19 protein-coding genes and 1 pseudogene are annotated in these 25,360 nt (G+C 46.1%); 8 read left to right on the plus strand and 12 right to left on the minus strand.

Annotation, left to right across the window (positions count from 1 at the left end; translation table 11 throughout):
* The 4 genes from LU351_RS12065 to LU351_RS12080 are packed head-to-tail and all read right to left on the minus strand — an operon-like array spanning position 1 to position 2,814.
* Positions 1–540: a pilus assembly protein PilP gene (locus LU351_RS12065; RefSeq protein ID WP_232594329.1), complete on the minus strand. Its 540-nt coding sequence runs from the start codon at positions 538–540 to the stop codon at positions 1–3.
* Positions 541–551: 11 nt separating this feature from the next.
* Positions 552–1,169, minus strand: a complete 618-nt coding sequence (locus LU351_RS12070) for a type IV pilus inner membrane component PilO (protein ID WP_232594330.1) — start codon at positions 1,167–1,169, stop codon at positions 552–554.
* The gene (locus tag LU351_RS12075; protein ID WP_232594331.1) at positions 1,169–1,747 is read right to left on the minus strand and encodes a PilN domain-containing protein; all 579 of its coding nucleotides are present in this window, start codon (positions 1,745–1,747) and stop codon (positions 1,169–1,171) included. Before LU351_RS12075 ends, LU351_RS12070 begins: the two co-directional genes overlap by 1 nt.
* Positions 1,747–2,814, minus strand: a complete 1,068-nt coding sequence (locus tag LU351_RS12080; protein WP_232594332.1) for a pilus assembly protein PilM — start codon at positions 2,812–2,814, stop codon at positions 1,747–1,749. Before LU351_RS12080 ends, LU351_RS12075 begins: the two co-directional genes overlap by 1 nt.
* A 121-nt stretch (positions 2,815–2,935) precedes the next feature.
* On the opposite strand from LU351_RS12080, the gene LU351_RS12085 reads away from it, so the two are divergent.
* Positions 2,936–5,716, plus strand: coding sequence for a penicillin-binding protein 1A (locus LU351_RS12085; protein ID WP_232594333.1), 2,781 nt, complete (start codon positions 2,936–2,938; stop codon positions 5,714–5,716).
* 111 nt (positions 5,717–5,827) lie between these two features.
* Here LU351_RS12085 and LU351_RS12090 read toward each other — a convergent pair whose 3' ends face one another.
* Both LU351_RS12090 and rpmE read right to left on the minus strand, forming a co-directional pair.
* Positions 5,828–7,126 (minus strand): malic enzyme-like NAD(P)-binding protein, encoded by a 1,299-nt coding sequence (locus tag LU351_RS12090; protein WP_416053953.1) that lies wholly within the window; start codon positions 7,124–7,126, stop codon positions 5,828–5,830.
* Between the two features lie 316 nt (positions 7,127–7,442).
* The gene (rpmE, locus tag LU351_RS12095) at positions 7,443–7,655 is read right to left on the minus strand and encodes a 50S ribosomal protein L31 (RefSeq protein ID WP_232594372.1); all 213 of its coding nucleotides are present in this window, start codon (positions 7,653–7,655) and stop codon (positions 7,443–7,445) included.
* Positions 7,656–7,864: 209 nt separating this feature from the next.
* Between rpmE and LU351_RS12100 the strand changes: the two genes are divergently transcribed.
* The 7 genes and pseudogenes from LU351_RS12100 (at position 7,865) to LU351_RS12130 (ending at position 15,481) form a co-directional block, all read left to right on the plus strand.
* A complete protein-coding gene (locus LU351_RS12100) occupies positions 7,865–10,093 on the plus strand; it encodes a primosomal protein N' (protein WP_232594334.1) in 2,229 nt (742 codons plus the stop codon).
* Between the two features lie 209 nt (positions 10,094–10,302).
* Positions 10,303–11,040, plus strand: coding sequence for a glutathione peroxidase (locus LU351_RS12105; RefSeq protein ID WP_232594335.1), 738 nt, complete (start codon positions 10,303–10,305; stop codon positions 11,038–11,040).
* Between the two features lie 264 nt (positions 11,041–11,304).
* A complete protein-coding gene (locus LU351_RS12110) occupies positions 11,305–12,072 on the plus strand; it encodes an SPOR domain-containing protein (RefSeq protein WP_232594336.1) in 768 nt (255 codons plus the stop codon).
* Between the two features lie 245 nt (positions 12,073–12,317).
* Positions 12,318–12,857, plus strand: coding sequence for an ATP-dependent protease subunit HslV (hslV, locus tag LU351_RS12115; RefSeq protein WP_232594337.1), 540 nt, complete (start codon positions 12,318–12,320; stop codon positions 12,855–12,857).
* A gap of 97 nt (positions 12,858–12,954) precedes the next feature.
* A pseudogene (gene hslU, locus LU351_RS12120) lies at positions 12,955–14,268 on the plus strand (ATP-dependent protease ATPase subunit HslU); the annotation flags it as partial.
* Between the two features lie 179 nt (positions 14,269–14,447).
* Positions 14,448–14,855 carry a gamma-butyrobetaine hydroxylase family protein gene (locus LU351_RS12125; protein ID WP_269783446.1) on the plus strand — a complete coding sequence of 136 codons (408 nt, stop codon included), beginning with the start codon at positions 14,448–14,450 and terminating at the stop codon, positions 14,853–14,855.
* A 194-nt stretch (positions 14,856–15,049) separates the two neighbouring features.
* Positions 15,050–15,481 carry a diacylglycerol kinase gene (locus tag LU351_RS12130; protein WP_232594340.1) on the plus strand — a complete coding sequence of 144 codons (432 nt, stop codon included), beginning with the start codon at positions 15,050–15,052 and terminating at the stop codon, positions 15,479–15,481.
* A 7-nt stretch (positions 15,482–15,488) separates the two neighbouring features.
* Here LU351_RS12130 and LU351_RS12135 read toward each other — a convergent pair whose 3' ends face one another.
* The 6 genes from LU351_RS12135 to LU351_RS12160 form a co-directional block, all read right to left on the minus strand.
* Positions 15,489–17,030, minus strand: coding sequence for an O-antigen ligase family protein (locus LU351_RS12135; protein ID WP_232594341.1), 1,542 nt, complete (start codon positions 17,028–17,030; stop codon positions 15,489–15,491).
* 204 nt (positions 17,031–17,234) lie between these two features.
* Positions 17,235–19,982 (minus strand): AMP-binding protein, encoded by a 2,748-nt coding sequence (locus LU351_RS12140; protein ID WP_232594342.1) that lies wholly within the window; start codon positions 19,980–19,982, stop codon positions 17,235–17,237.
* A 74-nt stretch (positions 19,983–20,056) separates the two neighbouring features.
* The gene (locus tag LU351_RS12145) at positions 20,057–21,688 is read right to left on the minus strand and encodes a hypothetical protein (RefSeq protein ID WP_232594343.1); all 1,632 of its coding nucleotides are present in this window, start codon (positions 21,686–21,688) and stop codon (positions 20,057–20,059) included.
* Positions 21,689–21,790: 102 nt separating this feature from the next.
* A complete protein-coding gene (locus LU351_RS12150) occupies positions 21,791–23,167 on the minus strand; it encodes an oligosaccharide flippase family protein (RefSeq protein ID WP_232594344.1) in 1,377 nt (458 codons plus the stop codon).
* Positions 23,168–23,303: 136 nt separating this feature from the next.
* The gene (locus tag LU351_RS12155) at positions 23,304–24,086 is read right to left on the minus strand and encodes a WecB/TagA/CpsF family glycosyltransferase (RefSeq protein WP_232594345.1); all 783 of its coding nucleotides are present in this window, start codon (positions 24,084–24,086) and stop codon (positions 23,304–23,306) included.
* Entirely contained in the window at positions 24,079–25,338 is a 1,260-nt protein-coding gene (locus LU351_RS12160; protein ID WP_232594346.1) for a glycosyltransferase, read from the minus strand. The genes LU351_RS12155 and LU351_RS12160 overlap by 8 nt, the downstream gene beginning before the upstream one ends.
* Between the last annotated feature and the right edge of the window lie 22 nt (positions 25,339–25,360).

Here is a 25,360-nt window from a genome sequence, read left to right on the forward strand (position 1 = left end):
TTAGTCCTGCACTTGAAGCTCTAAAGTTCGAGGGCGCTCTACCCAACCATTTAACCCATCAGACACAATCTCGACTAACGTCAATTGTGTTTTGCCAGCGGAAATAACACGAGCATGATCTCGCCCCATGTAATTTCCTTCTCTAACCCGATGAATCCCACCATTACCATCATTAATCAGTGCCCATAACGTACCACCTTTCGATATTGACCCCACCAAAGTTAAAGATTGAACCGGGAACTCCTCCAAGTATTCTTTTACTCTGTTTAGGTCTGGGGTGACGTCACTTCGTGGCCCACTAATAAAGGGATCGATCACCTTTACGGGTGGTTCAAATGGGCTTCTTAAGGTTGCAGCGGCATAAATAAATGCTTCATAAGGGCTGAAACTGGGTAATGGCTCAATTGAACCTGCCGGTCTGCGCTTTGTTTCGGCCATAAACTGTTGCAAATCATCATGCTGGGCACCGCCACATCCACCCAATACCAGCGCAGAGAGAGCGACACTTAACGAAAAATAATTCTTCAATCTGAAAAACATGCGTAATATCTCTATTGCTCTTGTGGCTTATAACGATACGTTTTTGCCTGGATGCTCATTTGCAATAAAGGCCCGGCTCCTTTGGATGAAGATTGAATGGAATAATTATGCAGCGTCACAATACGCGGCAAACCTGACACTCCACTAACAAAGGTGCCCAACTGGTGATACCCACCTTCAACGCTGATTGATATTGGCAATTCGACGTAAAATTCACGCACCACCTCAGTTTCTAACTGAATACTTTTTATTGCCAAACCGGCTGTAGAGCCACGTTCAGTGATATCTTCCAACAGCCCCGGCACTTCAGAGTCTTTAGGAAGTTGAGACAACATAGCCCCAAACGCCTCTTCCATTTCGCGCATCTGGTCACGATAAGCTTGTAAGTTGGCGGCTTCAAAAGCACGCTTCTTAAATTTATCTCGCAACTGCTGCTCGGTTCGAACTTCACGCTCTAGCGTTTCATTAAGCTCTTTAACTTTCAAAAAGTAAGCCGCAGTCAAAATAAGAGCGAAAGCAAGAATCCAAATAACGACTTTTGCCAAAATTGGCCATGTACCAATTCTTTCAAAGTCTAAATCATTAATATCAAAATTTTGAAGCTGCTCGACGGCATCCGCTAATGACATCAGACCCCCTCCTCTTCATCGTCTTTCTTGGGGGCGGTAATTTGCACCGTCATATTAAATTTATTGGGGACGTTGTCTCCGTCGTCACCAGGACGTTCTTTCGTCACACTCAATAAATTCGGCTTTTCAAACCAGTCAGAATCATCGAGACGCCTCATCAGTGACGAAACACGATTATTAGACTCGGCCACACCGGAGATAGAAATTTTTGAACCATCTCGATTTAATTGGTCAAAATACACACCATCAGGGATGGCGCGTACTAAATCATCAAATACACGAACAATTTGCGGGCGATCGCCCTGTAAGCCCTGAATAATTCTCATGCGCTCAAGTAATTCTTCGCGTCGTTTTTTGATGTCTTTAATTTCTTCAACTTGCTTATCGAGCTGCGCAATTTCTTTATTTAGCAAAGCATTACGTCCACGCTGGCTGTCTATTTGGCCATTAACGGCACCCAACCACATAAACACAACCACTGCAGCCGCCGCACCCACAAGTGCAAGAACCGTGTAAAACTCTTTTTGTTTTTCTGCGCGAAGCTCATCGCGCCATGGGAGGAGGTTAATATTCGCCATCAGTCAAAACTCCTCATCGCTAAACCCACTGCTATCATCATCGATGGCGCATCATTGGCCAAAGCGACCGTATTCACTCGAGAGGCAACAGACATGTTGGCAAAAGGATTGGCAATCGCTGTTTGTGTGCCGAGTTTCTCTTCAATAAGCGCGACCAAACCATCGAGAGACGCAACCCCTCCAGCGAGGATAATTTGATCAACATCATTGTATTGACTGGATGAAAAGAAAAATTGAAGGGAGCGGGTAACCTGCTGAACAACCGCTTCTTTGAAGGGCTCTAATACTTCAAGCTCGTAATCGTCTGGTAGACCGCCCTGTTTTTTGGCTAGGCCGGCCTCTTCTGCAGAAAGGCCATAACGACGTTGAATTTCTTCTGTGAGTTGTTTTCCGCCGAATAATTGCTCACGCGTGTATACGGTTTTACCATCCACCAACACGCTTAGAGTGGTCATGGTTGCCCCCACATCAACGATAGCAACCGCCTGCTCTTCTTGATCTTCGAGCTGATCTGCAATCAATCCAAACGAGCGCTCCATCGTGTAGGCTTCAACATCAATCACTTTTGGCTTAAGCCCAGCGCCTTGTAATACTTCCGCACGAAGATCAACGTGCTCTCGACGACATGCAGCCAACAACACTTCCATTTGCCCTTCTACCGTTTGGGACTCACCTTGAACTTCAAAGTCCAGCGCGACCTCTTCTAGTGGGTAAGGAATATATTGATCCGCTTCTAACGTGATTTGCGTTTCTAAGGCATCGTCATTGAGACCAGCTGGCATTTCGATCACTTTTGTGATCACGGCAGAACCCGCTACCGCTACCGCCGCCTCTTTGAGCTTGGTTTTTGATTGTTGTACCACCAATTGGATAGCTTCAGCGACCGCCGTCACTTCATTGATGTTTTTTTCTACCACTGCATTAGGTGGGAGTGCTTTCACTGCGTAGCTTTCTACGCGAAAACCACTGCCATGACGACTAAGCTCAACCAATTTTACCGATGTTGAACTAATATCCAGCCCAATGACTGGCTTAGTCTTGTTCTCGAAGAGGCCCAGGAATCCCATTTTTCTATCAATTTCCGCAACTTATGTGACTTTCATGTTATAGCACTTTAAATGAATCGTGCAATAATCCATCAGTTATGTAAAGCGCCAAAAACCCCTTATAATGGGCTAACATTCACCCATGGCTCCTAAGCCCTTAATTCCTATAGAAAAAATGCCAAAGAAACGTTCTGTATTTGCTTTATTTTTCTGGTTTAGCCTTGCTGGCATAGGCGCCATCTCGGCTTCTCTTTCAGGTATGTATCTTTACCTTAGTCCGAAATTACCGGAGGTAGAAACTCTCCGAGAAACCAAATTTCAAATCCCGCTTAGAATCTATACAAAAGACGGTAAACTTATTGGTGAATTTGGAGAAAAACGCCGCAGCCCAATTACTTATGAGCAAATCCCAGAAACATTTGAGCACGCTATTCTCGCCGCTGAAGATGACAGATTCTACTCGCACAATGGGGTAGACATAAAAGGACTTATGCGAGCTGCTTCACAAATATTACAAACTGGAGAGATACAAGGCGGCGGCAGTACAATTACTATGCAAGTCGCACGGAACTTTTTCTTAAATCGAAAACAAGTATTTACGCGAAAATTTAATGAAATTTTATTATCGCTTCAAATTGAGAAGGAGTTAACAAAAGAAGAAATTTTAACACTTTATATCAATAAAATTTACCTCGGTAATCGCGCCTATGGTTTCCAAGCGGCCGCGCAAATTTATTATGGAAAAGATATTGGGGAATTATCTCTGGCGCAGTATGCGATGATTGCCGGACTGCCAAAAGCGCCCTCAGCCTTTAACCCTGTCGTTAATCCATCACGAGCCCTGATTCGACGCAATTGGATTTTAGGCCGTATGCTTGAACTCGGATACATTGATAACGAGCGTTACGAATCTGCCATTTCCGAACCTGTCGTTGCCAAAAATCATGGCACCACCCTAGACCTTTACGCCCCTTACATCGCCGAAATGGCACGAAAAGAAATGTTGGATCGTTTTGGACTGGATGCCTATACCGATGGCTATGAAGTGTATTTAACGATTGATTCGACACTGCAAATGAGCGCGCAAAAAGCCATAGTGAATGGCCTTAACAATTACGACCAACGCCATGGATACCGTGGACCTGAAGCGTCTTTACCCACAAAATCCACCGCCCCTTGGTCGCAAGTTAACGACCCCACGTTACTGCCAGAATCCTACAAATTTAGCCAGCAAAATGCAGAGGTCGCCCTCACTGACGAGCCCCTAGCAAACGATGAAACTGCCTCAGAATTAGAAACCATAAAAAATGATTTCAAACTGGATCTGACAACAGGAATAAGCAGCATTTTTGATCGATCACTTTGGCTCGAACGATTAAAAGATATTCCAATCTTTGCAGATCAGCAGCCCGCTGCTGTTGTTTCCGTTCACAACAACGGCATTACGGTGCTATTAAAAAATGATGAGATTATCGCCATTGCTCGGGAAAATGGATTAAACAAAGTGAGGCGTTTTGTTTCAGAAAATTATGCCGCAGAACCTTATAAAACCCTTGAAGAGTTTCTTAAACCCGGCGATGTTGTGCGTGTTTATGAAAAACAAGGACAATGGTTTTTCTCTCAAATACCCAGCGCGCAAGGTGCCCTAGTCGCCCTAGATCCAAACAACGGCGCGATTCGAGCCCTGGTGGGTGGGTATGATTTTAACCAAAGCCATTTTAACCGAGTGACACAAGCAACTCGCCAACCCGGCTCCAATTTCAAACCCTTTGTTTACACCGCTGCGTTAGAAAACGGATTTACACCTGCATCCATAGTGAATGATGCTCCTATCGTGTTTGACGATACCAGCCTGGAAAATACCTGGAGACCTGAAAATTCCAGCGGTAAATTCTATGGCCCAACGCGACTTCGCACCGCTTTGTATAACTCACGAAATTTAGTCTCCATTCGTGTTTTACGAAGCATTGGTATTGATACCGCCATTAACGCTATGGATCGATTTGGCTTTGACAAAAACGAATTACCTCGTGACTTGTCACTGGCACTGGGCAGCCATGCGTTAACGCCCATACAGGTTGCTACAGGCTATGCCTCTTTTGCCAACGGTGGCTTTAAGGTTTCGCCCTTCTTAATTGAGCGCATTACCAACGCCGAAAGCGAGATCACTTTTGAAGCCTTGCCAGAAACCGCCTGTAATGAAAAATGCCAGCAGGATAGCCGCTTACAAACCCTCACTTCTTTAGCAGAAGCCGAGTTAGAAGCTGAACTTAAAGCGTTAGAGAGCAGTGATGACATCAGCCCAGAAGCGTTATTGAATAACCTCAACGCCAGTGATACCGCCTCTGAGAATCAAAATGATATCGACGAGAATACAACCGACACGGACGAATCAATCGCCATCGTTGAGGCCCAGCCGACCTTCTTGCCCCGAGCTGAACGCGTCATGAGCCCCCAGGTCAATTACCTAATCAACTCCATGCTCAGAGATGTCATCAAACGAGGCACTGGCAGAAAGGCGCTAAGCCTGAAACGAAGTGACCTAGCTGGCAAAACGGGCACCACTAACGGACCAACCGACGCTTGGTTCTCAGGTTATAACTCTAAAATTGTTGCCACCACCTGGGTCGGTTTTGATCAGAATCAGTTGTTGGGCCTAAGGGAGTTTGGTGGCTCTGCAGCTCTGCCTATCTGGATAGAGTTTATGCAAACCGCTCTTAAGGGGGTTCCAGAAGACAACCTGCTGCAACCGGATGGTATTGTGTCAGTAAAGATTGACCCAGAAACCGGATTACGCGCCCGCCCCGGTGATCCAGATGCCATATTTGAAATGTTCAGAGAAGAAAACACACCAGAATTAGTAGACGATACACAAAATGGCGATGAAGACATTCCGAGTCATATTGCCGAAGAATTGTTTTAACAGTGTCATTTCTGTTGTTCGCAAAGAACAAGCAATAAAGGGAGTAAATAGCCCCTATCGCTGTTTGATATCGCCGCTTTTGAGTTCCCTCACGAAAGCGGCAGACACCTATTAACCCTCGAAATGCTCTGGCTCGTAATGCTCCGGATAGGGCAAAGAAGCCACACCTGTTTTGATCGCCGCTTTTGCTACCGCTTGGGCAACGACACTCATGAGCCGCTCATCCGTAGGTTTCGGAATAATATAATCACGACCAAATGCCAATGGCTCGCCACCGTAAGCTTGGCGAACCGCCTCGGTAACCGGCAACTTAGCCAACCCTCGAATGGCCTCTACCGCAGCCAATTTCATTTCTTCGTTGATGACTTTCGAGCGCACATCCAGTGCCCCTCGAAAAATAAAGGGAAAACACAACACATTATTCACCTGATTCGGAAAATCCGAGCGACCAGTGGCCATAATCAAATCGCCTCTCGTTTCGCGAGCAACCACCGGAGAGATTTCAGGGTCTGGATTGGAACAGGCAAATACCACCGGGTTCGGCGCCATTTTTTTCAGTTGTTCAGCAGAGAGCAAATTGGCACCAGATACCCCAAGAAAAACATCAGCCCCTTCGATGGCATCATCCAGAGTTCGAAAATCCGTCTCGTTTGCGAACGCGGCTTTATATTCATTCAAATCGGTGCGCCCGGAATGGATGACACCGCGACTGTCTAGCATTGTTAAGTTTTCAAGATGAGCACCGGCGCTCAGCATCAACTTACAACAGGCGTTAGCCGCCGCACCCGCACCCAAGCAAACAATACGAACTGTATCGATGGATTTTCCTTGAACCTCTAAGGCATTCAACAAACCTGCGACCGTCACGATAGCAGTGCCATGTTGATCGTCATGGAATACCGGAACATTGCACTTTTCTATCAATGCCCTTTCAATCTCAAAACATTCCGGTGCTTTAATGTCTTCTAAATTGATGCCACCAAAGCTGTCTGCAATCCGAGCAACCGTATCAATAAAAGCCTGTGGGCTTTCTGCGTTCACTTCAATATCGATGGAGTTGATCTGAGCAAAGCGCTTAAAAAGCAAACACTTACCTTCCATTACCGGTTTACTGGCCAGCGCCCCCAGGTTACCCAACCCCAAAATGGCTGAACCATTGGTAATCACCGCAACGAGATTGCCTTTACCGGTATAGCGATAGGCGCTTTCCGGGTCTTCAGCAATGGCTCTTACCGGCTCAGCCACACCAGGGCTGTAGGCCAACGACAAATCATTTTGGGTTTCCGCAGCCTTGGTAATTTCAATACTGAGCTTACCTGGAGTCGGTTGTTCGTGATACGCCAGGGCGGCGTCTTTTATATCTTTATAACTCATTTTTATGCGTTCCGTGATGCTTGGGTACTGAGACATGGCACTGTTTTCCAGCGCTCTTTTAGTGTCCAATCAGCCTTGAGGCCGACCGATTTCTTTTGCTCTTTATGATCACTTTATTTATAGCTGGATCATCCAACAGAGGGATTAGAAAAATCTGATTATTGGTGTGTAATATTTCATGAAATGCTTTGGGTGCGCCCTAAACATAGACCAATAACCCAAAGTTAGACCGGTAGGATGACGGATGTAAACAATCTTAAAAAACGAGCATTCATTCCCTTTCGAGAAATCAAAAAAAAGCGCCGTATTGCGACGGCGCTTTTTTGAGGTCTGTTTTGTAATCTGTTTTCGATTACTTTTTGATGCGACTTCCGAAACGCTTAGTGAAGCGATCAATTCGGCCACCAGTATCAACCACTTTCTGCTTACCTGTATAGAAAGGGTGACAAGCTGAACACACATCAAGGTGAATGTCTTTGCCCAAGGTAGATTTGGTGACAATCACGTTTCCGCAACTGCAAGTTGCTTTGATCTCGGTATAATTAGGATGAATATCTGCTTTCATAAATGAACTCACACGATTTAGTGCCGCCACCTGATCTTGAGTCAGGCACCGCACCACGGTTAAGGTTAGCGGTAATTTTTTAAGGGGGCGTATGCTACCAGAAACCGCCCCTTTAGCAAGGATTAATGAGCAGAATACGGCCAGTTCAGAAAACACTCTCAACACCGGCACTGCCACCCCATAAACCCAATAAGATAAGTAGCCTGTAGATGTCAAAAACGGTGGAAAACACCATTGTCAACGTCGCGCTTGCTGTCCCCTTGCGACGAGTTTTCGATTATGAAGTCCCCAATGGGTATTCAACCCCCGAGGTAGGCACACGCATTAGCGTTCCTTTCGGAAAGGGTAACACCACTCAGGTGGGTGTGGTTGTGGGTGCGAAAAACGAATCTGAGTGGGAGTCGATCAAAAAAATTGACAGTATTTTAGATACTTTCTCCACTTTAGATAACGCCATCATGGCGCTATGCCGATGGGCGGCCAGCTATTATCAACATGCCCTAGGGGAAGTATTGCTCGGAGCCCTACCCACTCAACTACGCAAAGCATTACCGGCTCAACTTCCCGCGCTCGACTTTTGGGAAGCGACAGACGAGGCCTTCGGATTACCAGACAACGCCTTAAAACGTGCCCCCAAACAAGCCGAGGCGTTGCAAAACCTAAAGCGAGCCCCTTTACGTATTGGCACCGAAAAAGAGCACAATATTACGCTTACCAGCCTAAAAGCACTGGTACAAAAAGGGCTGGCAACACGCATCAGCCATATGCCTGAACGCGTAGAGACAGTAGCTCAACCCGCCCCGTATGAATTAACCGATGAGCAGTCCATAGCCCTTTATTCCATTCAGCGGCAACTGTCAGCAGACCAAACACAAGCCAACTCAAGCACTGTCACATTATTGGAAGGTGCCACAGGCAGCGGGAAAACCGAGATTTACCTACAGGCCATTGAAACCGCCCTGAAGAACGATCAACAAGCATTGGTTTTGATTCCAGAGATCGGATTAAGCCCCCAAACACTCCATCGTTTTCAGTCTCGATTTACCGCAACCATCGTCAGTTTGCATTCTGGCCTGAATGATCGGCAACGGTCTGAGAACTGGTTACTGGCGAGTAAAGGCATTGCCGATATCGTCATCGGTACTCGATCCGCGATTTTTACGCCTATGCCTCGCCTTGGGCTGATTGTGATCGATGAAGAACATGACCTGTCCTTTAAACAACAAGAGGGTTTCCGCTACAACGCCCGAGACTTAGCCATCGTGCGTGCGCAACAAGCCTCCATTCCGGTGGTTTTGGGCAGTGCAACCCCCTCCCTGGAAACACTCAACAACGCCATTCTTGGTCGATACCAACATTTACGACTCAAAGCGCGACCAGGGAAAGCACATACCCCCCAAATTCAGATACTGGATATTCGCAATCAGACACTCACCGCAGGGCTCTGCGAACCCGCATTAAAAGAAATAGAACACACGCTGCAAGCAGGACACCAGGCGCTGGTTTTCCTTAATCGCCGAGGGTATGCCCCCACGTTGATGTGCCACAGTTGCGGATGGGTGAGCCAATGCCCAAACTGCGACGCCCGCTTCACACTGCATCAAAGCCCTTCGCATTTACGCTGTCATCACTGCGATACCCAAAGACCCCTACCTCGCGCTTGTCCCGAATGTCAAAGTACAAAGTTAACCCACACTGGCAGTGGCACCGAAAAAGCCGAAGAGGTTCTGACGTCACTGTTTCCAGAACACCCGGTTCACCGTATTGATCGTGATAGCACCAGCCGGAAAGGCTCACTGGATGCACTGCTTGATCAAATTCACACCGGAGAGCCTTGCATTCTTGTGGGCACACAAATGCTGGCGAAGGGACACCACTTCCCAAATGTCACATTGGTAGTGGTTCTGGATGCCGACGGAGGGTTATTCAGTGGAGATTTTCGAGGCCCAGAGCGTATGGGGCAAATGCTGCTGCAAGTAGCAGGGCGGGCTGGGCGCGAACAATACCCCGGAAAAGTTCTGATTCAATCCCATCACAGCGATCACCCTCTGCTGCACCAATTGTTGTTTCAAGGTTACCCGGCATTTGCCCAAACCTTGCTGAATGACCGACGACTCACAGGCATGCCTCCCTATGAATATTTAGCCATTCTCCGTGCCGAATGCACTTACCCCGATATTGCTGAACAATGGCTCGACCAAGCACGGCGCTCTGCGCAAGCACTCATGCCGCCCTCAAACCAGTTACAGTACCTTGGCCCCATTCCTGCCATGATGGAGAGGGTTAAAGGCCGATACCGATTATTAATACAAATCAAAGCGACACAACGAAAGGTGCTTCAACAGCTCCTCTCAGCCCTTATTCCAGAGTTGGAAAAGCATTCCCGACACAAGTCTTTACGGTGGTCAATTGATGTAGATCCATTAGAGATTCCTTGAACACATAGAGATCCCTTGAATACAAAAAATATAAAAATACTATCAAATCAATACAAATGATTAATTCTTTAAATATATTATTTTGACCTATAGTTCATCACATAAGTTTTTTACAACCGTTCTTTACAGCTCGTAAGTACGGAACACTGCAATACGCGATTTGCCTGAGACCCTATTTTCTTTCACTTTTTATCCTGGAGCACAAGGCCATGTTAGACAACCGCGAAGGTCAACGCGTCCCTGAAGTCACATTTAAATCTCGAGAGGGAAACCAGTGGAAAGACATTACCACTAGCCAATTATTCAACGGAAAGACCGTCATCGTATTTGCACTGCCAGGCGCATTCACGCCCACCTGCTCCTCCACGCATCTACCACGCTATAACGAACTCGCTGCCGTTTTTCGTGACAATGGCGTAGACGACATTGTATGCCTCTCGGTCAACGACGCTTTTGTCATGCAAAGTTGGCAGGAAGACCAAAAAGCCGAAAATATTACGTTTATCCCAGACGGAAATGGCGATTTCAGTGAAGGAATGGGTATGCTGGTCGACAAAGAAGCCATTGGCTTTGGCAAGCGTAGCTGGCGCTATTCCATGCTAGTGAAAGACGGCACCATCGAGAAGATGTTTATCGAACCCGATGAGCCAGGCGACCCCTTCAACGTTTCTGACGCCGACACCATGCTCAATTACATCAACCCCAATGCCGAGCAACCCAAGCGCGTTACGCTGTTCAGCAAACCCGGCTGCCCGCACTGCCAGCGCGCCAAAGATGCCTTATCGAGCAAAGGTTTAAAGTACGAAGAAATTCTCCTTGGAACAAACGGAGTCAGCTTTTCAAGCTTAATGGCAGTCAGTGGCGCCGGTACGACACCTCAAGTCTTTATTGATGGGGAGATTATTGGGACAGCCGATAACCTAGAAGCGTATTTAAGCAATCTGTAAAAGCCTCAGCGCTCAATCGCGAAACCCGATATCCAAGACCGCCATAATCCAACAATCGAGAGCCTTTGATGTACCGAGAGCCTCTGATATTTTGAAAGGCTCTCGTTTTGCTTTCTCGGTTCACCTGATAGGTCAGACAAACTTAACGATTTGCATCAACATATCAGTTAGATTGCGTTACACTGTTTCGCGATGCAGCAAAAGCACTATCGGCACGTTAAACCGCCGAACTTTCTCACTCATTTGACCGAAAACACCACATAAATGCCCCGAGACTTCGCTAAAAAGCCACGCGCCCGCAGCGGCGGTACCCGCAGTAACTCCACTCGTAAAAGCACTCGCTCTAATAGTCGAACGAACAACAGTCGAACGAACAACAGCCGAAATAACAGCCGGAGCAATGCCAACCGACGCAGCTCAACCCATCGCAATAGCTCAGAGTCGCATGTACCGGGCTGGGTATGGCTATTCACAGGCTCTTTACTGGGTGCATTTGTGATGTTTTTGATTTATCTGCAAGGCTTAACGCCCGACTTGCCCAACCAGCAAGCGCCAACGCATACCCCCACCCCCAAAGTGGTTGAGAGCAAGCCAACCCCGAAACCCGAAACACCAACAAAGGCAACGACTCCCAAGGCAAAACAACCAGAGAGTAAACAAGCTGCTCAAAAAGACGAAGGGGTTCCAAAACCCCGTTTTGATTTTTACACCATCCTCAAGGAAAGTGAGGTGGCTGTTCCAACACCCAAACATTCAGGCAGCACCCCAAAAGAACCGGCAGGGCCAGAGCTTCAGTATTTATTGCAAGCCGGATCATTTCGCAGTGCCAATGACGCTGATCGTATGCGGGCCGAATTAATTCTGATGAATCTAGAGGCCACCATCGAAACGGTTAAGGTAAGAAACTCTGAAACGTGGCATCGGGTGGTCGTAGGCCCCTTTGATAACCGATCCAAAATGGCCAAAGCACGCAGTATTTTAGCGTCACAAAGCATCAGCCCATTGCTTTTACGACGCCCTAAAGAAGGTTAACCCCCACAGTTGAAATGCCTCTTCATTTGCCCCATCTAAACGTCATATTTGTTTAACGGTGGTGTCGTATTGCCGATGGGGTTCAACTGCCCCTAACAATATCTTCCGAATGCGACACCTAGAGCATTGCATCGAGACCGTCAAAGCCTGTTGGCTTGACCAAGCTCTATTTTGAGCGTCACAGCACCTTTGGACGCCACTGCTAAGCTCTCAATCATCACCTTATTAAATCGATAGGATTTTTTGTGGAACAGTATCGAGGTACAACCATACTTTCTATCCGACGCAACAACACCGTTGTGATCGGTGGAGATGGCCAAGTCTCTCTTGGCAACACCATCATGAAGGGCAATGCCCGTAAAGTTCGCCGCCTTTACCGAGATCAAGTACTGGCAGGCTTTGCTGGCGGCACCGCAGATGCCTTCACCCTTTTCGAGCGATTTGAAGCCAAACTAGAGGCCCACAACGGTCAATTGGTCCGCGCGGCGGTGGAATTGGCAAAAGACTGGCGTACCGATCGCGCACTGCGTCGATTAGAAGCCTTACTGGCCGTTGCCGACAAAGATGCCTCATTGATCATTACCGGTAATGGTGACGTCATCCAACCGGAAGACGACCTCATCGCCATCGGTTCTGGCGGCACGTTTGCCCAATCGGCAGCACGAGCATTGCTGGATAACACCGAGATGGATGCCAAGTCCATCGTGCAACAAGGGCTGAAAATTGCCGGTGATATTTGTGTGTACACCAACCACAACAACACCATTGAAGAGCTGAGTTACTGAGGCTCAAACGAGCCAGACAAAACGCCTAAAAATACTTATTACTCCCCCCGCGTCCGCTTTAATTTGTTGAGCGTGCGCGGCTCAGTTACCGGAATTCAACATGTCAAACATGACCCCACGTGAGATTGTTCACGAACTCGATCGACACATTGTTGGCCAACAGGAAGCCAAACGGGCCGTCGCCATTGCACTTCGCAACCGCTGGCGCCGCCAGCAACTCAATGAAGAAATGCGCAACGAAATCACCCCTAAAAATATTTTGATGATTGGCCCTACCGGCGTCGGCAAAACCGAAATCGCACGACGCTTAGCGAAACTGGCCAATGCACCGTTCATCAAAGTCGAGGCCACTAAATTTACCGAAGTGGGTTACGTTGGTCGCGACGTGGAATCCATCATTCGCGACTTGGTAGACATGTCCATCAAGATGCATCGCGAGCAAGAGAAAGAAAAAGTCAAACATCGCGCCGCCGACGCCGCCGAAGAGCGAGTTCTGGATGCCTTACTGCCACCGGCACGGGGTGAAGAGTCTGCCGAAAGCAGCACACGTCAACTGTTCCGTAAAAAATTGCGCGAAGGCGAGCTCGACGATAAAGAAATCGAAATTGATGTAGAAGCCACCAAGGTCGGGGTGGAAATAATGGCCCCTCCCGGTATGGAAGAGATGACCAGCCAACTGCAAAACATGTTCTCTTCCATGAACACCGGCAAAACTAAAAAATCCAAACTCACTGTAAAGCAAGCCATGAAATTGCTGTGCGATGAGGAAGCCAGCAAGCTCATCAACGAAGAAGAAACCAAGTCCAAAGCCATTGAAGCAGCGGAACAAAACGGCATCGTCTTTATTGATGAAATCGACAAGGTCGCCAAACGCGAAGGGGCCAGCGGCGCGGATGTCTCTCGTGAAGGGGTTCAACGAGACCTGTTACCGCTGATCGAAGGCTGCACCATCAGCACTAAGCACGGCATGATTAAAACAGACCATATTCTGTTTATCACCTCTGGGGCCTTCCACCTGTCAAAGCCGTCAGATTTGATTCCCGAGCTGCAAGGTCGTCTACCCATCCGTGTCGAGCTATCTGCATTAACACCTGAAGACTTCGAGCGTATTTTGACTGAACCCAATGCTTCATTAACCGAGCAACAACAGGCGCTATTGGAAACCGAAGGTGTAAAAATCGAATTCACCGAAGACGGTATTCGTCAAATTGCCGAAACCGCTTTCCGTGTGAACGAGACTACCGAAAACATCGGTGCGAGACGCCTTCATACCGTCATGGAGCGCTTACTGGAAGAAGTCTCTTTTGATGCCGGAAACAAAGATTCGGCCATTATTATTAACGCCGAGTTTGTGGACACCCAACTCAAAGAGTTATCCCATGACGAAGACTTGAGCCGTTTTATTCTCTAGTCTTTAGGTACACGTAGTCTTTAGGTACACGTAGTCTTTAGGTACAACCCTACTTTAAGCACCATTTTTTATACAACACCTACTGCGACGATGAGGATTCATCACGCAGCGGGTGTGAGTTTTCCTTAACCCAAATTGTACAACTGCGTACACCCACTCGAATTTCTCACTCTTCCCTTATGCCTGCTTCAAACACCAATCACAAACCTCAGCATCTAAAGTGGCAAAAAAAAAGTCACTGCTTGGAACTGATTTACGAATCCAATGAAGCATCATTCACCTATACACTGACGGCGGAATTTTTACGAGTACACTCACCGTCTGCTGATGTCAGAGGTCATGGCAATGAAGACAGCGTATTGCAAGCAGGAAAGAAAGGCGTGGAAATCACTCATATCGCCATGTCAGGTCACTATGGCATTAACATCCACTTTAATGACAATCACCATACCGGCATTTACACATGGTCCTATTTGAAAGACCTATGTACTCATCAACAAAGCCTGTGGGAAACGTATTTAGAGAAGCTTCACGAGGCCGGACTGACCCGTGAGGCGAATACTCAAGTCATCAGATTCCCCAAATAAGTCTATTCTCTTCTTGATAACCCGAACGATCCATCGCAAATTGATTGGTAAATAAGCTAATCAGTTCAACTTTGGTCTAATTGCGTCATGGAAATGTCATCACATCTGAAAGGGATTGTGGCATCCTTGCCGCTAGGTTTATGCTCAAACTATGAGCAAATTGTTTTTCTATCCCGCATTATGAGGCACGCAATATGGCGGAGAATCCGCAATCTTTCGAAACGGGCACGATGGACGCCCTAGATGACGATGCAACGGTTTATGGTATTAAAACCAGCGTTTCACCCATTACACGTTTCTATAACGCTACCCGTTATTCCATCAAAGGACTAAAAGCCACCTTTTTTTACGAACAGGCTTTCCGCTTTGAGGTCTACGCCCTCGCTGCGGCAATTCCTCTCAGCTATTTAGTAGCCGACTCTGCACTGGATTACGTCTTGCTTCTTGGCAGTATCATTTTTGTGATGATTGTGGAATTACTGAATACCGGTGTAGAAATGGTGGTCGATAGAATTGGTGTAGAGCACCATGAGTTATCTGGCAGAGCCAAAGACGCCGGATCTGCCGCCGTTTTTTTGGCTATTCTTCTTTCGCTGTCAATTTGGGTGACTCTCGCCCTGACATGACCCCGAACTAATGCGGCCCCGCCCCCAAACGATGCGTCGTTGCAACACCCGGCGGGGCTTGAGCGGCAGCCGCAACCGCAGTGTCGGCTACCGGCTTTTTAACACCCAAATCCGCTGTTTGCTTGATATAGCCTGAAATCATTGCCAATGTGAACCAAACATAGTCCATAAGGTAAGCAACAGGGCTCACAGTGGCAATCACCACTGCCAGTCCACAAATCATACCAATCAAAATCGTGCCAACGTGGTAGCGCTCGTCCCCCACCTTCTCAAGAGCCGATACGCGAGAAAACATCTTAAAGATGGCATACAAGAACATCCCTAAAAACAGGAATAACCCCACTGCCCCATACTGCAACAGTGTTTTTAGGTATGTATTAACAAAATCAACAATACCCTGCCCTTGCATCATGGTTTCCACCAATACCTCATTGGATCGGTAAAACGGTGTGCCCAATAGGGGGTTACGAGAGATCGCATCAACCGAATTCACAACCAGTTGCGCTCGATAGTCGAATGTCCCCTCTTCATCCATCCCAGATAGCGTTTCCATGGCGAGGTACACCACCACAACCCCAACCACAACGCCAAACTTGTAGAACGATTTCCACCCTTTGCTCGGAAAATGGAAATAAAACCCTGCTGCCAAGGCAATCAAGCACGTTAAGATCGCCCCTCGGCTATCCGTAAACAACAGAGCCAATGTCATCACGCCCATGACCATATAACCGAAAAAGTTCTGCTGCTTACCCAAACGTTTAATATTAAACGCCGCATAAATCATGGTGGCGATAAAGGTTCCAAAGGTAATAGGTTCAAACCAAGAGGTGGAAATCCTAAGCCCCAAACCACGGAAGTAATTTCGAATCCAAATTTTGTTGATGTTGACATCATCAATGTGACGCGCAAATTTAGCGTAGGATTTCCAAATCAACCGCCACTCAATCACCCCTTCCACCGCAAGAATTAGGGCAGAAAATAAAATCGCAAGAATCCATCGACGATGATCGGCTTTGACGTTACTAATCACATAGTACGGCAACCAAATATCGAGAAAAGTCATAAAGGCCGAGCGAGCCCAGAACGTTATCGAAGTATCCAGACGGAAATCCAATAACGTGGAAACAATACAGTAGGCAAGTACAAACTTATCTAAGGGGATGGTTTCAATGTCTTGTTTTCGCTTGCGCAATTCAAAATAGATCGGCAAGAGTACAACGAGCGCCAACAACCGAGGGTATTCCAAGATGAACAAATAATTAATGCCCGGAAACGGCAATTTAAACTGCAAATCCGGCATGGCGACAAAAATCACCAAGTAATAAAAAACCTTTTCATCCAATTTTTTGGGGGCAGAGTTCAAACAGACAATAATGACGGAAAAGTAAAGCAACCAAATATTAGTGGTGATCGCCCCCACCGCCACAAAAATAAACCAAGGCTTAGCCCACTGAAAGGTATCCTTTTCTTTGTAGGCAATCCTGAATAATACGCAGGCCACCGTAATGGAGGTATAAAGAATGAAAAGGGATTTAAAATCGGGGTGCATGGGTCGTTAAGCCTAACGTAATGGTTCTAATTTTGCGCACTCAACAGTGCTCGCTACCAACATCCTAACTGTGAGTATTGGCCAAACGAGAAGAGCTTTCCGTACAATCGCTCATCCTGACTCATCTTTCAGCCGAGCAAAAAATCATACGGCTCGGCTAAATACATCAATCAACAACGCCCCACTATAAAGCAGAATCGCCCTCTATTTGGAGTAGTTTAATTTATAGCATTTCACAATGAGCACACCAGATACCGATATAAAGGCAAGCAATGTGATCAATAACGCAATATTCTTACTCAACCCCAAAGAGGCCAGCAAGTGTTTCACTGGAATCACCATTTCATGGGCAAGGAACATTGGGAAGGCTAAAAATCCGATACACGCGATAATATCAACAACTAATTTTACCCACTCACAACCTTCGGTTTTGGGAAGTACGTAACGCTCAACACCACGATAAAGCAACAAAATGGCCCCGAAATAGAATAGCCACTTCCAACCCGATACTGTAGTCGATGGCCACATCCACCACTTTTCGGACTCGCCATACACCATGGATAACATCACCGACGCTACGATGCACAAGCCTCCGATCAAAGCCATGCTGTTAACCCAATTAGCGGTGGAATGATCGACAGAAGAACTTTGCTCATTGGAATTCAGTCCGGTAGTACCCAGCGCTGCTTGTGCATCACGAGCATAAGTGAGCGCAATACCAAACGCCATTCCCCAGAAGACCCCAGAGCACATGTTAAAATAACTGTACTTGGCCGCGATAATAAGCTTACCTAACTCAACCAAACCTTCTGCGCGTACATCAACCAAAGGATACATCCACTGCAGATAAATCAGATGAGAAATAAACCCAAGAACAAGCGCCACCAGTACAGGCGCTCGGCTTTTCTTGAGTAACCAAAACCATCCATACAAAGATAATGTGGCCACAAAATAAAAAGAAAGCACACTGTAAAAGCTGTTTGTGAAGTGCGTAAACGTTAACTCAGTACCTCCTACCCAGGCCGCTAATATTCGCAGAACGGCCAGCAGCGAAATCCCCCCTCCCAAGAAGAGAGCAATATTGATCACCAATTGCCGTATTCGTGAAGGGCGTTGGACAAATTGAGGATAAAAAGCATAACCAATCGCCACCCCATACATAATCGCAAAACCTGGGGTGCCCGCTGCAAACAGTGGGGCAAAGCCACCCTCTAGTTTTTTGAAAACACCTGGCAGACGCTCGAAAATACCTCCAGACCAATGGGCAAAAATAACGGCTAACACCAACAGACCACGAAGGAAGCGAATATTCTGATTATCAAAAATCTTAACCGTAACCGATTGGTCTACGGGAACCGCCTCATTTCCGCAATCTTCCCGCGCTAATTGCGCAATCGTCTTTCCCTGCAGCATGCCTTTACACACTTGCTCAGGAATTCCCAGCTTTCGCATTCGCAAACTGGCCGAAATAGCGGTAAGAGAATCTCCACCTAAATCCATGAAGCTCTCGTCGTAACCCACTTCATCGATCCCTAAAATATCCTGCCAAAGCGTTGAAATTTCTTCGGCTCGCGCCAAAGCTGCTCCAGCCAGCCTCGGTGAAGAGCTAGTACCCGCAACTTCACCGCGAGGTTGACGCTCTTTAGTCGACGCGCCTTTCGATTGAGCGCTCTGCTGGGCCGATGCATTCTCTTGATAATATTGGGTCAGCTTTTTACGCTGCACTTTTCCCGTCGGCGTCACGGGCAAGATGTCAATTTCAATGGTTTTAATACTGCCCTTGGCGTTGACCTTTAAGGTTTGCAACACCTGCTCTGCAACCGCCACTAACTGATCTAAACTCGCCGCGCAATCAGGTTCACGGGCTATCAACACCGCTTCCCCTCTCATCGCATCCGGTACTTTGGCACAACAAAATCCAACTTTAACATCCAGTTGCGAACGGATTTCACGCTCTAAAGCGTCAGGAGAAATTTTAACACCACCACAATTAATCAAATCATCAGCGCGCCCAAGGTAATACAGAAATGAATGATCAATTCGCCCCTGATCACTGGTAATTAACCAACCCTCTTCGTCCACATTCGGGGTCAGCTTTCCTTCCACCATTAATGTTTTCGCAACATGCGAGCCTTTAATCGCAATACGACCAGTGTCGGTAATTTTAAATTGGGTATCGCCTACCGTCGTGCCCACAGACTCCAATATGCTGCCTGATTCTTCATGAATTTTAAGAAAGGTGGTACGAGAGGCTTCTGTTAATCCATAATGCTGAACAATTTTGGCATTGGGGAAAGTATGCTTCAGTAACTCTTTCTCCGCTTGGCTCATGTATTGACTGCCAATCTCAATCCACTTTAATTGCCTTGCCTCATCACCAAAAAGATCCAAGTGCTGAAATAAAACGCGGAATAAACTGGGGACCGCAGAGAATGCATTAATTTTTCCTTCACTCAATAGCTGTTGTATTTCTAAGGGGTTAAAACCATGCTCAGGAATATAAAATTCGCCCCCCACATCGGATACAACACGGCAACGACCAAAACCAAACGAATGATAAACGGGAACACCTATGTATTCACGAATGGAGTCGTCCATCTCCATCACCAGCTTTAAACGATCTACCACATCCGCAAGATTGCGATGAGAAATCATTACACCTTTGGGGGCACCTTCTGTACCAGAGGTAAACGAAACTTGCGCGATATCATCTGAGTAAATATTGCTAAATTGGATTTTTTTCCAACCGTGGGATAACGCAGGGTTCACAATATTTTGAACACCACCTAACCTGATACGCTCTTGGTCGTCCTCTTCTCGCAGCAACACAACGCGCTTGCCTGCCGTAAACGCAGACAACACTTCTTCAACAAAGGCAATGGAGTTTTTAGCCACCACACCTACTGTGCCCGTTCCCGATTTTATTTCCGTCTGTTCCTGTGCTTTTTTCATTTCACTAACCATTCAATGGTAAACCCGAGACGAGGGCGAATCGGATAAATAACTTAACACCTTAACCCGAGGTTCTATTTCGGCGATTTCGCCTGTTGCCCTGAACACACACCTGCAATAGGGTCGATATAATCAGCAACAGCTCGATATTTTGGGTAATCGCATAAGTGACCATCGTATTCACCTAACCCCCACGAACCAAACCGATTAGATTTTTCCACATAGTTATACATCACGATTTCATTCCCCACGACCTTTTCCCAAACAGACAAATAATCCTGATAAATATCGTACATTTGTGGATGACGATTCGCGGCATGAAAGGTTTTATTGGTGGCCTCGACACTTTTTCCACCACCATAGGCCACAAGGTGTTGTCCGGCTTCATAAGTGATGAGCTTCAGTTTGTATTGATCCGTAATGGCTTTTTGAGCTTTCAGCTCTTTTTCGATATTGCGTATAAACGAGGCTGTATTTTTAAGCACATGGGGTAACGGGTATTGTGCCGTCACCTGATTCATACTTTTTTTCAAAGACTGCTCTTCACGCTTCGTCACTGGTTTCCAGTGGTTCGTTCCACCAAAATAAGGCGCAATAGCAAATGCATCTACGTGTTTAAACGCATCTTTCCATTCCAATATATTTTTGGTTCGAGTCGGGGAAACCGCCATCCCAGAAATCACCCGTACCAGCTTAATTTCAGGCTTTAAGTGTTTTTTAACCAAATTCAACACTTCTACAGCACGCTCTGAATAAGCTCTAGCACAAGCTTGCTTAGGATTTTTGCTCAGTTTTTTTGATGCCCCAATTCCACAAAGATGCTTCGACTGTTTGAAAAAAGAATTCCACCCTTCATTCGTGTATTCAATAAAAAGTGGCTTTGAAGAGCGATACTCGGCGTTAAGAAGCTTGGCAAACTTCTCTACATAGTCATCATCTGCCAAGTGAGGAATAACAAACCATCCTGATACATCGAGCTGATTCGCCAAATCAATTTGATACTCCAAAGCAACCCCTTTAGGAAGGGCTTGGGTATAATATTGCTTTGGTGTGCGCTGATTCCACGTGGATACTGACGAGTTATTCGTGCGTTGCCAATCCATAAAACGGATGATTTCAAACGGACTTAACCCTTCAATAAAGGGTTGTGTAAATACTTCTTTAGAATCGAGCTCAGTCTCATGACGCAGATCCATATCCGATAAGGGCGCTCCCACTTTCACATGAGAAATGGATAACCCGAAGCCTTGTTTTGGAGCCGCTATCTCTAACCATACTTCACCGGGTTTCGTTTTAATGACTTTCGCATCACCGTCCCAGCGAAACTTTGCCTCACCTTTATAGGTAAACCGATATTTACCAGAGCGGTAATGGCCATCCAGATTAGAAAAAAAGCGGGTCATCACAAATTCGTTATCCCCCAACATTGTTGGATACCCGAATTCGCTCAATGAAGGAGACTCTTTAACATTAACCCAACGGCCATTCTCTCGACGTTTATAAATCCAAGGGCGAGATTGTTTCATGATGTTCACGAAAGGCTGGCTGCCACTAAAATCTGCCAGCCTAGTGAGTCCTACACCGACCGGAACAGAGGCCGCCACATGAAGTGGCACAAGCAAAGAGATACTGATAACAAGCTGAACAAAGGCTGTTGATAAGAAAGAGATACCGTGATGATTAACATTACTTTTCGAATAACCCATACGCCACCAACAAAAATCGTAAATACAAAACTTTTCTTTTACTTTCCAGCAGCATAAATTCCTGCAAGACAGGCTGAGTTGATGCGACTCATAATAAGTTAACTAAAAAGATTGTGCGTTTTGCAACATTGACAAGGGGTCACTCGGTACAATTGACCAGATACCCCATACCACAAGCAACACAACGGACATCGCAGCGATATCAAACAATGCCCAACGATAACCATACCGTCTTACTAAAACCAACAGTGCCAACTGACTGATAATGGGAGCGACAATAATGGCAATCATAATACCAGCCATACCATAGTGCTCAGCCCCAAAGTACAACGCTAAGATTAAACTAGCCCCTGTAACAAACTGATACACCATCGACAAAAATGAATTTCGATTGGCCAATAAAATAGGCCGTAGTGTCGCATCAAACATTCTTAGAAGAGACGCAACCACCAATATTTGTAGCATCCAGCCAGCCGCATGATACCGTTCATCGTATAAGAACCGAACCAAGTAGTCTCCAAAACCCACCAGTGGCAAACATGCAAGCAACCCTATTGCCAACGTCATTGCTCTTAAATTACGAACATGAATGGCAGACTCGTCTTTGGTTTCCACCATGCGGCGATACACAGGAAACAAAAAGCGCGTCGCAACCGATTCGGCCAGCTCGGTGAACATCATGGCAAACGTGATGGCAACACTATAAATGCCCAGTGTCTCCATCGTCATATAATGGCCCAGCAGTAAGCGATCTCCCTGTATGGTCAAAAATAATCCCATCGTGGAAAAAAGAATCCATTTTCCATAACGAAATATTTCACTCACCGAAGGTTTATCCCACCCTAGGGCATGGGTGGCACCACTAATAAATTGATAACTGAACCATGTTCTAAATACCATTGCCGCTAAAGAACCAATGGCCAGTGCCCAGATATTCCGCCACCACCAAGCCAAGGCAATTAGACACAATAAGCCTAAAACCTGCGACGCAAAATCAATAATGGCAATACGCTTCATGGCCAGCTTCTTTTCTTCCACAAACACATTTACTGAAGCAAAAGAAGCAATCAATGTCGTACTGCCAGTGACCATTAATACGGTTGCAATACCGTCCACATCGTACATAAGCTCTACTGGGTAAGCGATAGCAATCAATACACCATAAATCACTACCCCTCGAATCAGCTGTAATGTCCAAGCGGTATCTAGAAAAGGTTTTTGTTCAGCTCGATCACTGGTAATCACACCACTGCGAATACCCACATCGGAAAACATATTGGCGCCAATAATGAAAGCATTGACAATCACCATGATGCCAAAAAGCTCTGGCTGTAATAGTCGAGTAAGCACCAAGTTACCCAATAAACGGATACCTTGCTTGCCCCCCAAACTGAATACAACCCAGAAGGCCTCGCTAATCATTTTACGTTTAGAAGCCAACATAGACTCAATTGGCCTAGCACTCACTTGAACACTCATTTACGTAATCCACCCAAAGCGCTCCCGCACCGTTAACTTGATCATTATTTTGTACTAAAAAGAAAATCATCACCGTTGGATTACTGAGACAGAAACTTAAACCTGTGTGACGAAAAAAGTATTCAAAAATCAATTTTCAAACACTTTGGTTTTTAAGATTGGCATTTTTACTGCTTACCGACTTCCATATTGAATAAAGGCTTGAAAAGTTATTCAAATAGCGTTTCACCAGTCGTTTCGGATCTTGAGACATACGAAACAGCCATTCAAGGCTTAGAGACCGCATCCATTCTGGCGCTCTTCTTTCTTCCCCCACTAGAAATAAAATAGAAGCGCCAATACATAAGCCCACGCCATTCAATTTCGCCTTCTTCAATGCATTAGACAACACTTCCTGTTGGGGAGAGCCGACGGCCAAAAATAGAAATGCAGGATTGACAGATTCAATTTTCGAAACCAGTTCAGCCACTTCTTGAGGCTTTCGAATGAAGCCCATAGAGGGATTATGATGAGTAATTTGAAGTTCTGGGTACAACCGACGCAAATCATTAATCAGGGGCTCTTCACCACCAATAATCATGACAGAGTCATTACCATTGAGCTCACGAGAAAATAAATGCGCCGTCAAATCGCTACCTGTGACCACTTGGCAATCAGCACCACGAGCAAACTTAATGATTTTTTGCAAAATACGACTGTCACAAAGAATCAGGTCGGCATTACTGTAAATCGCTCTTAGTTCACTATTGTTTTTTTCCACCAATCGAGCCATGTGGTCGATATTGGGAGTAACAACATACGAAAACCCATCTGTATTACTTAAAGACCGAACAGCACTAGAAGCTTCAAGCAATGACATACTATCGAACGATAAAAAGCCCGCTTCGACCCGAGATGAGACACCACTGGAATCAGACATGTTGCTTTACTCCCGGTAGGTCATTATTTTCTATAATCAGATGCAATAATTTTTCTACATTTGCCGCTTGTTCAAATTCTTGACATACCAATTCAATAGCCGATGACACAATCTTCGTTATTCCTATTTCATCTGTTGCCATCATTCTTTCAATGGTTTTCGCCAACGATGCTGCCGATTCCGTTTTCGCAACAAACCCAGTTTGTTGATCCATCACTAATTCCGGCAAACCGGATATATCCGTCGAAATAACCGGCACCCCCATCAACATCGCTTCCATTAATGCTACCGGTATGCCATCCATATCACCTCGGCGATCTTTCACGCACGGCAATACAAAGCTATTTAACCCGTTAAGCCATGAGGATACTTCACTATGGCTCATAGCTCCGAGGAAGCTCACCTTGTCGCTCAAATTATTATTCGCCACGAATGCCTGAAGTTCGTCCTGCAACGGCCCCCCTCCGACAATTTCTAAACGAAAGTCGACACCCTGATCCGACAACTGTTTGCACGCTGCCAACAAAATTGCCGCCCCCTTTTTCTCTACCAGCCTGCCTAAAAAACCCATTAAAAAAGTCGAATTAACAGGCTGTTTCTCACGAGAAATAAATTTGCTTGGATCGATACCGCACCGAATAATCTTAATTTTTTCCTCATCAGCACCTCGTTGCGTTAGATACACACGATTAAACTGGGAGATAGTGGCAAAGAATGCGCTTCTTGATACTTTTTCATTTAACAACCAACTGTTGTCAAAAATATCGTTAGCATGGGCAGTAATGCTAAAAGGAATACCACACATGGTCGCCGCATACATTCCAATATCCGCTGAAATGTGGGCAAAATGAATGTGCAAGTGATCGACTCTGTCTTTTTTAAGTTGACAAGCCAGTCGACTCGCCACCATAAAACGGGCCACCAGACCTAGTGCAATCCTAGGCTTTGCAACATTTTTTATAGCATCCTTCAAACACAGAACAGACGCTTTCAAATAGCCCACTGGCGCGGTAACAAGAGAGGTCGCATCTGCCGCCAAATACGACAAAGGTGATGCACCATACAACACTTGGGTACTTTTATATAAAGGCGTGAGTGAATGATCTTTCGGCTCCGGGACAGGGTGTACCGAATAAGATTGGACATCGTAGCCAAGGCGCTGCAAGCCGAAGATTTCAGTATAAACAAACGTAGAAGAAGGCCCTGGAATTTCAGGAGCCAAATAACCGATTTTCAATTTTGAGTTCTTCATGGGCTATCCTTGCAATCACCAA

It is taken from the genome of Marinibactrum halimedae, assembly GCF_021234875.1.
GTDB classification, from domain to species: domain Bacteria; phylum Pseudomonadota; class Gammaproteobacteria; order Pseudomonadales; family Cellvibrionaceae; genus Marinibactrum; species Marinibactrum halimedae.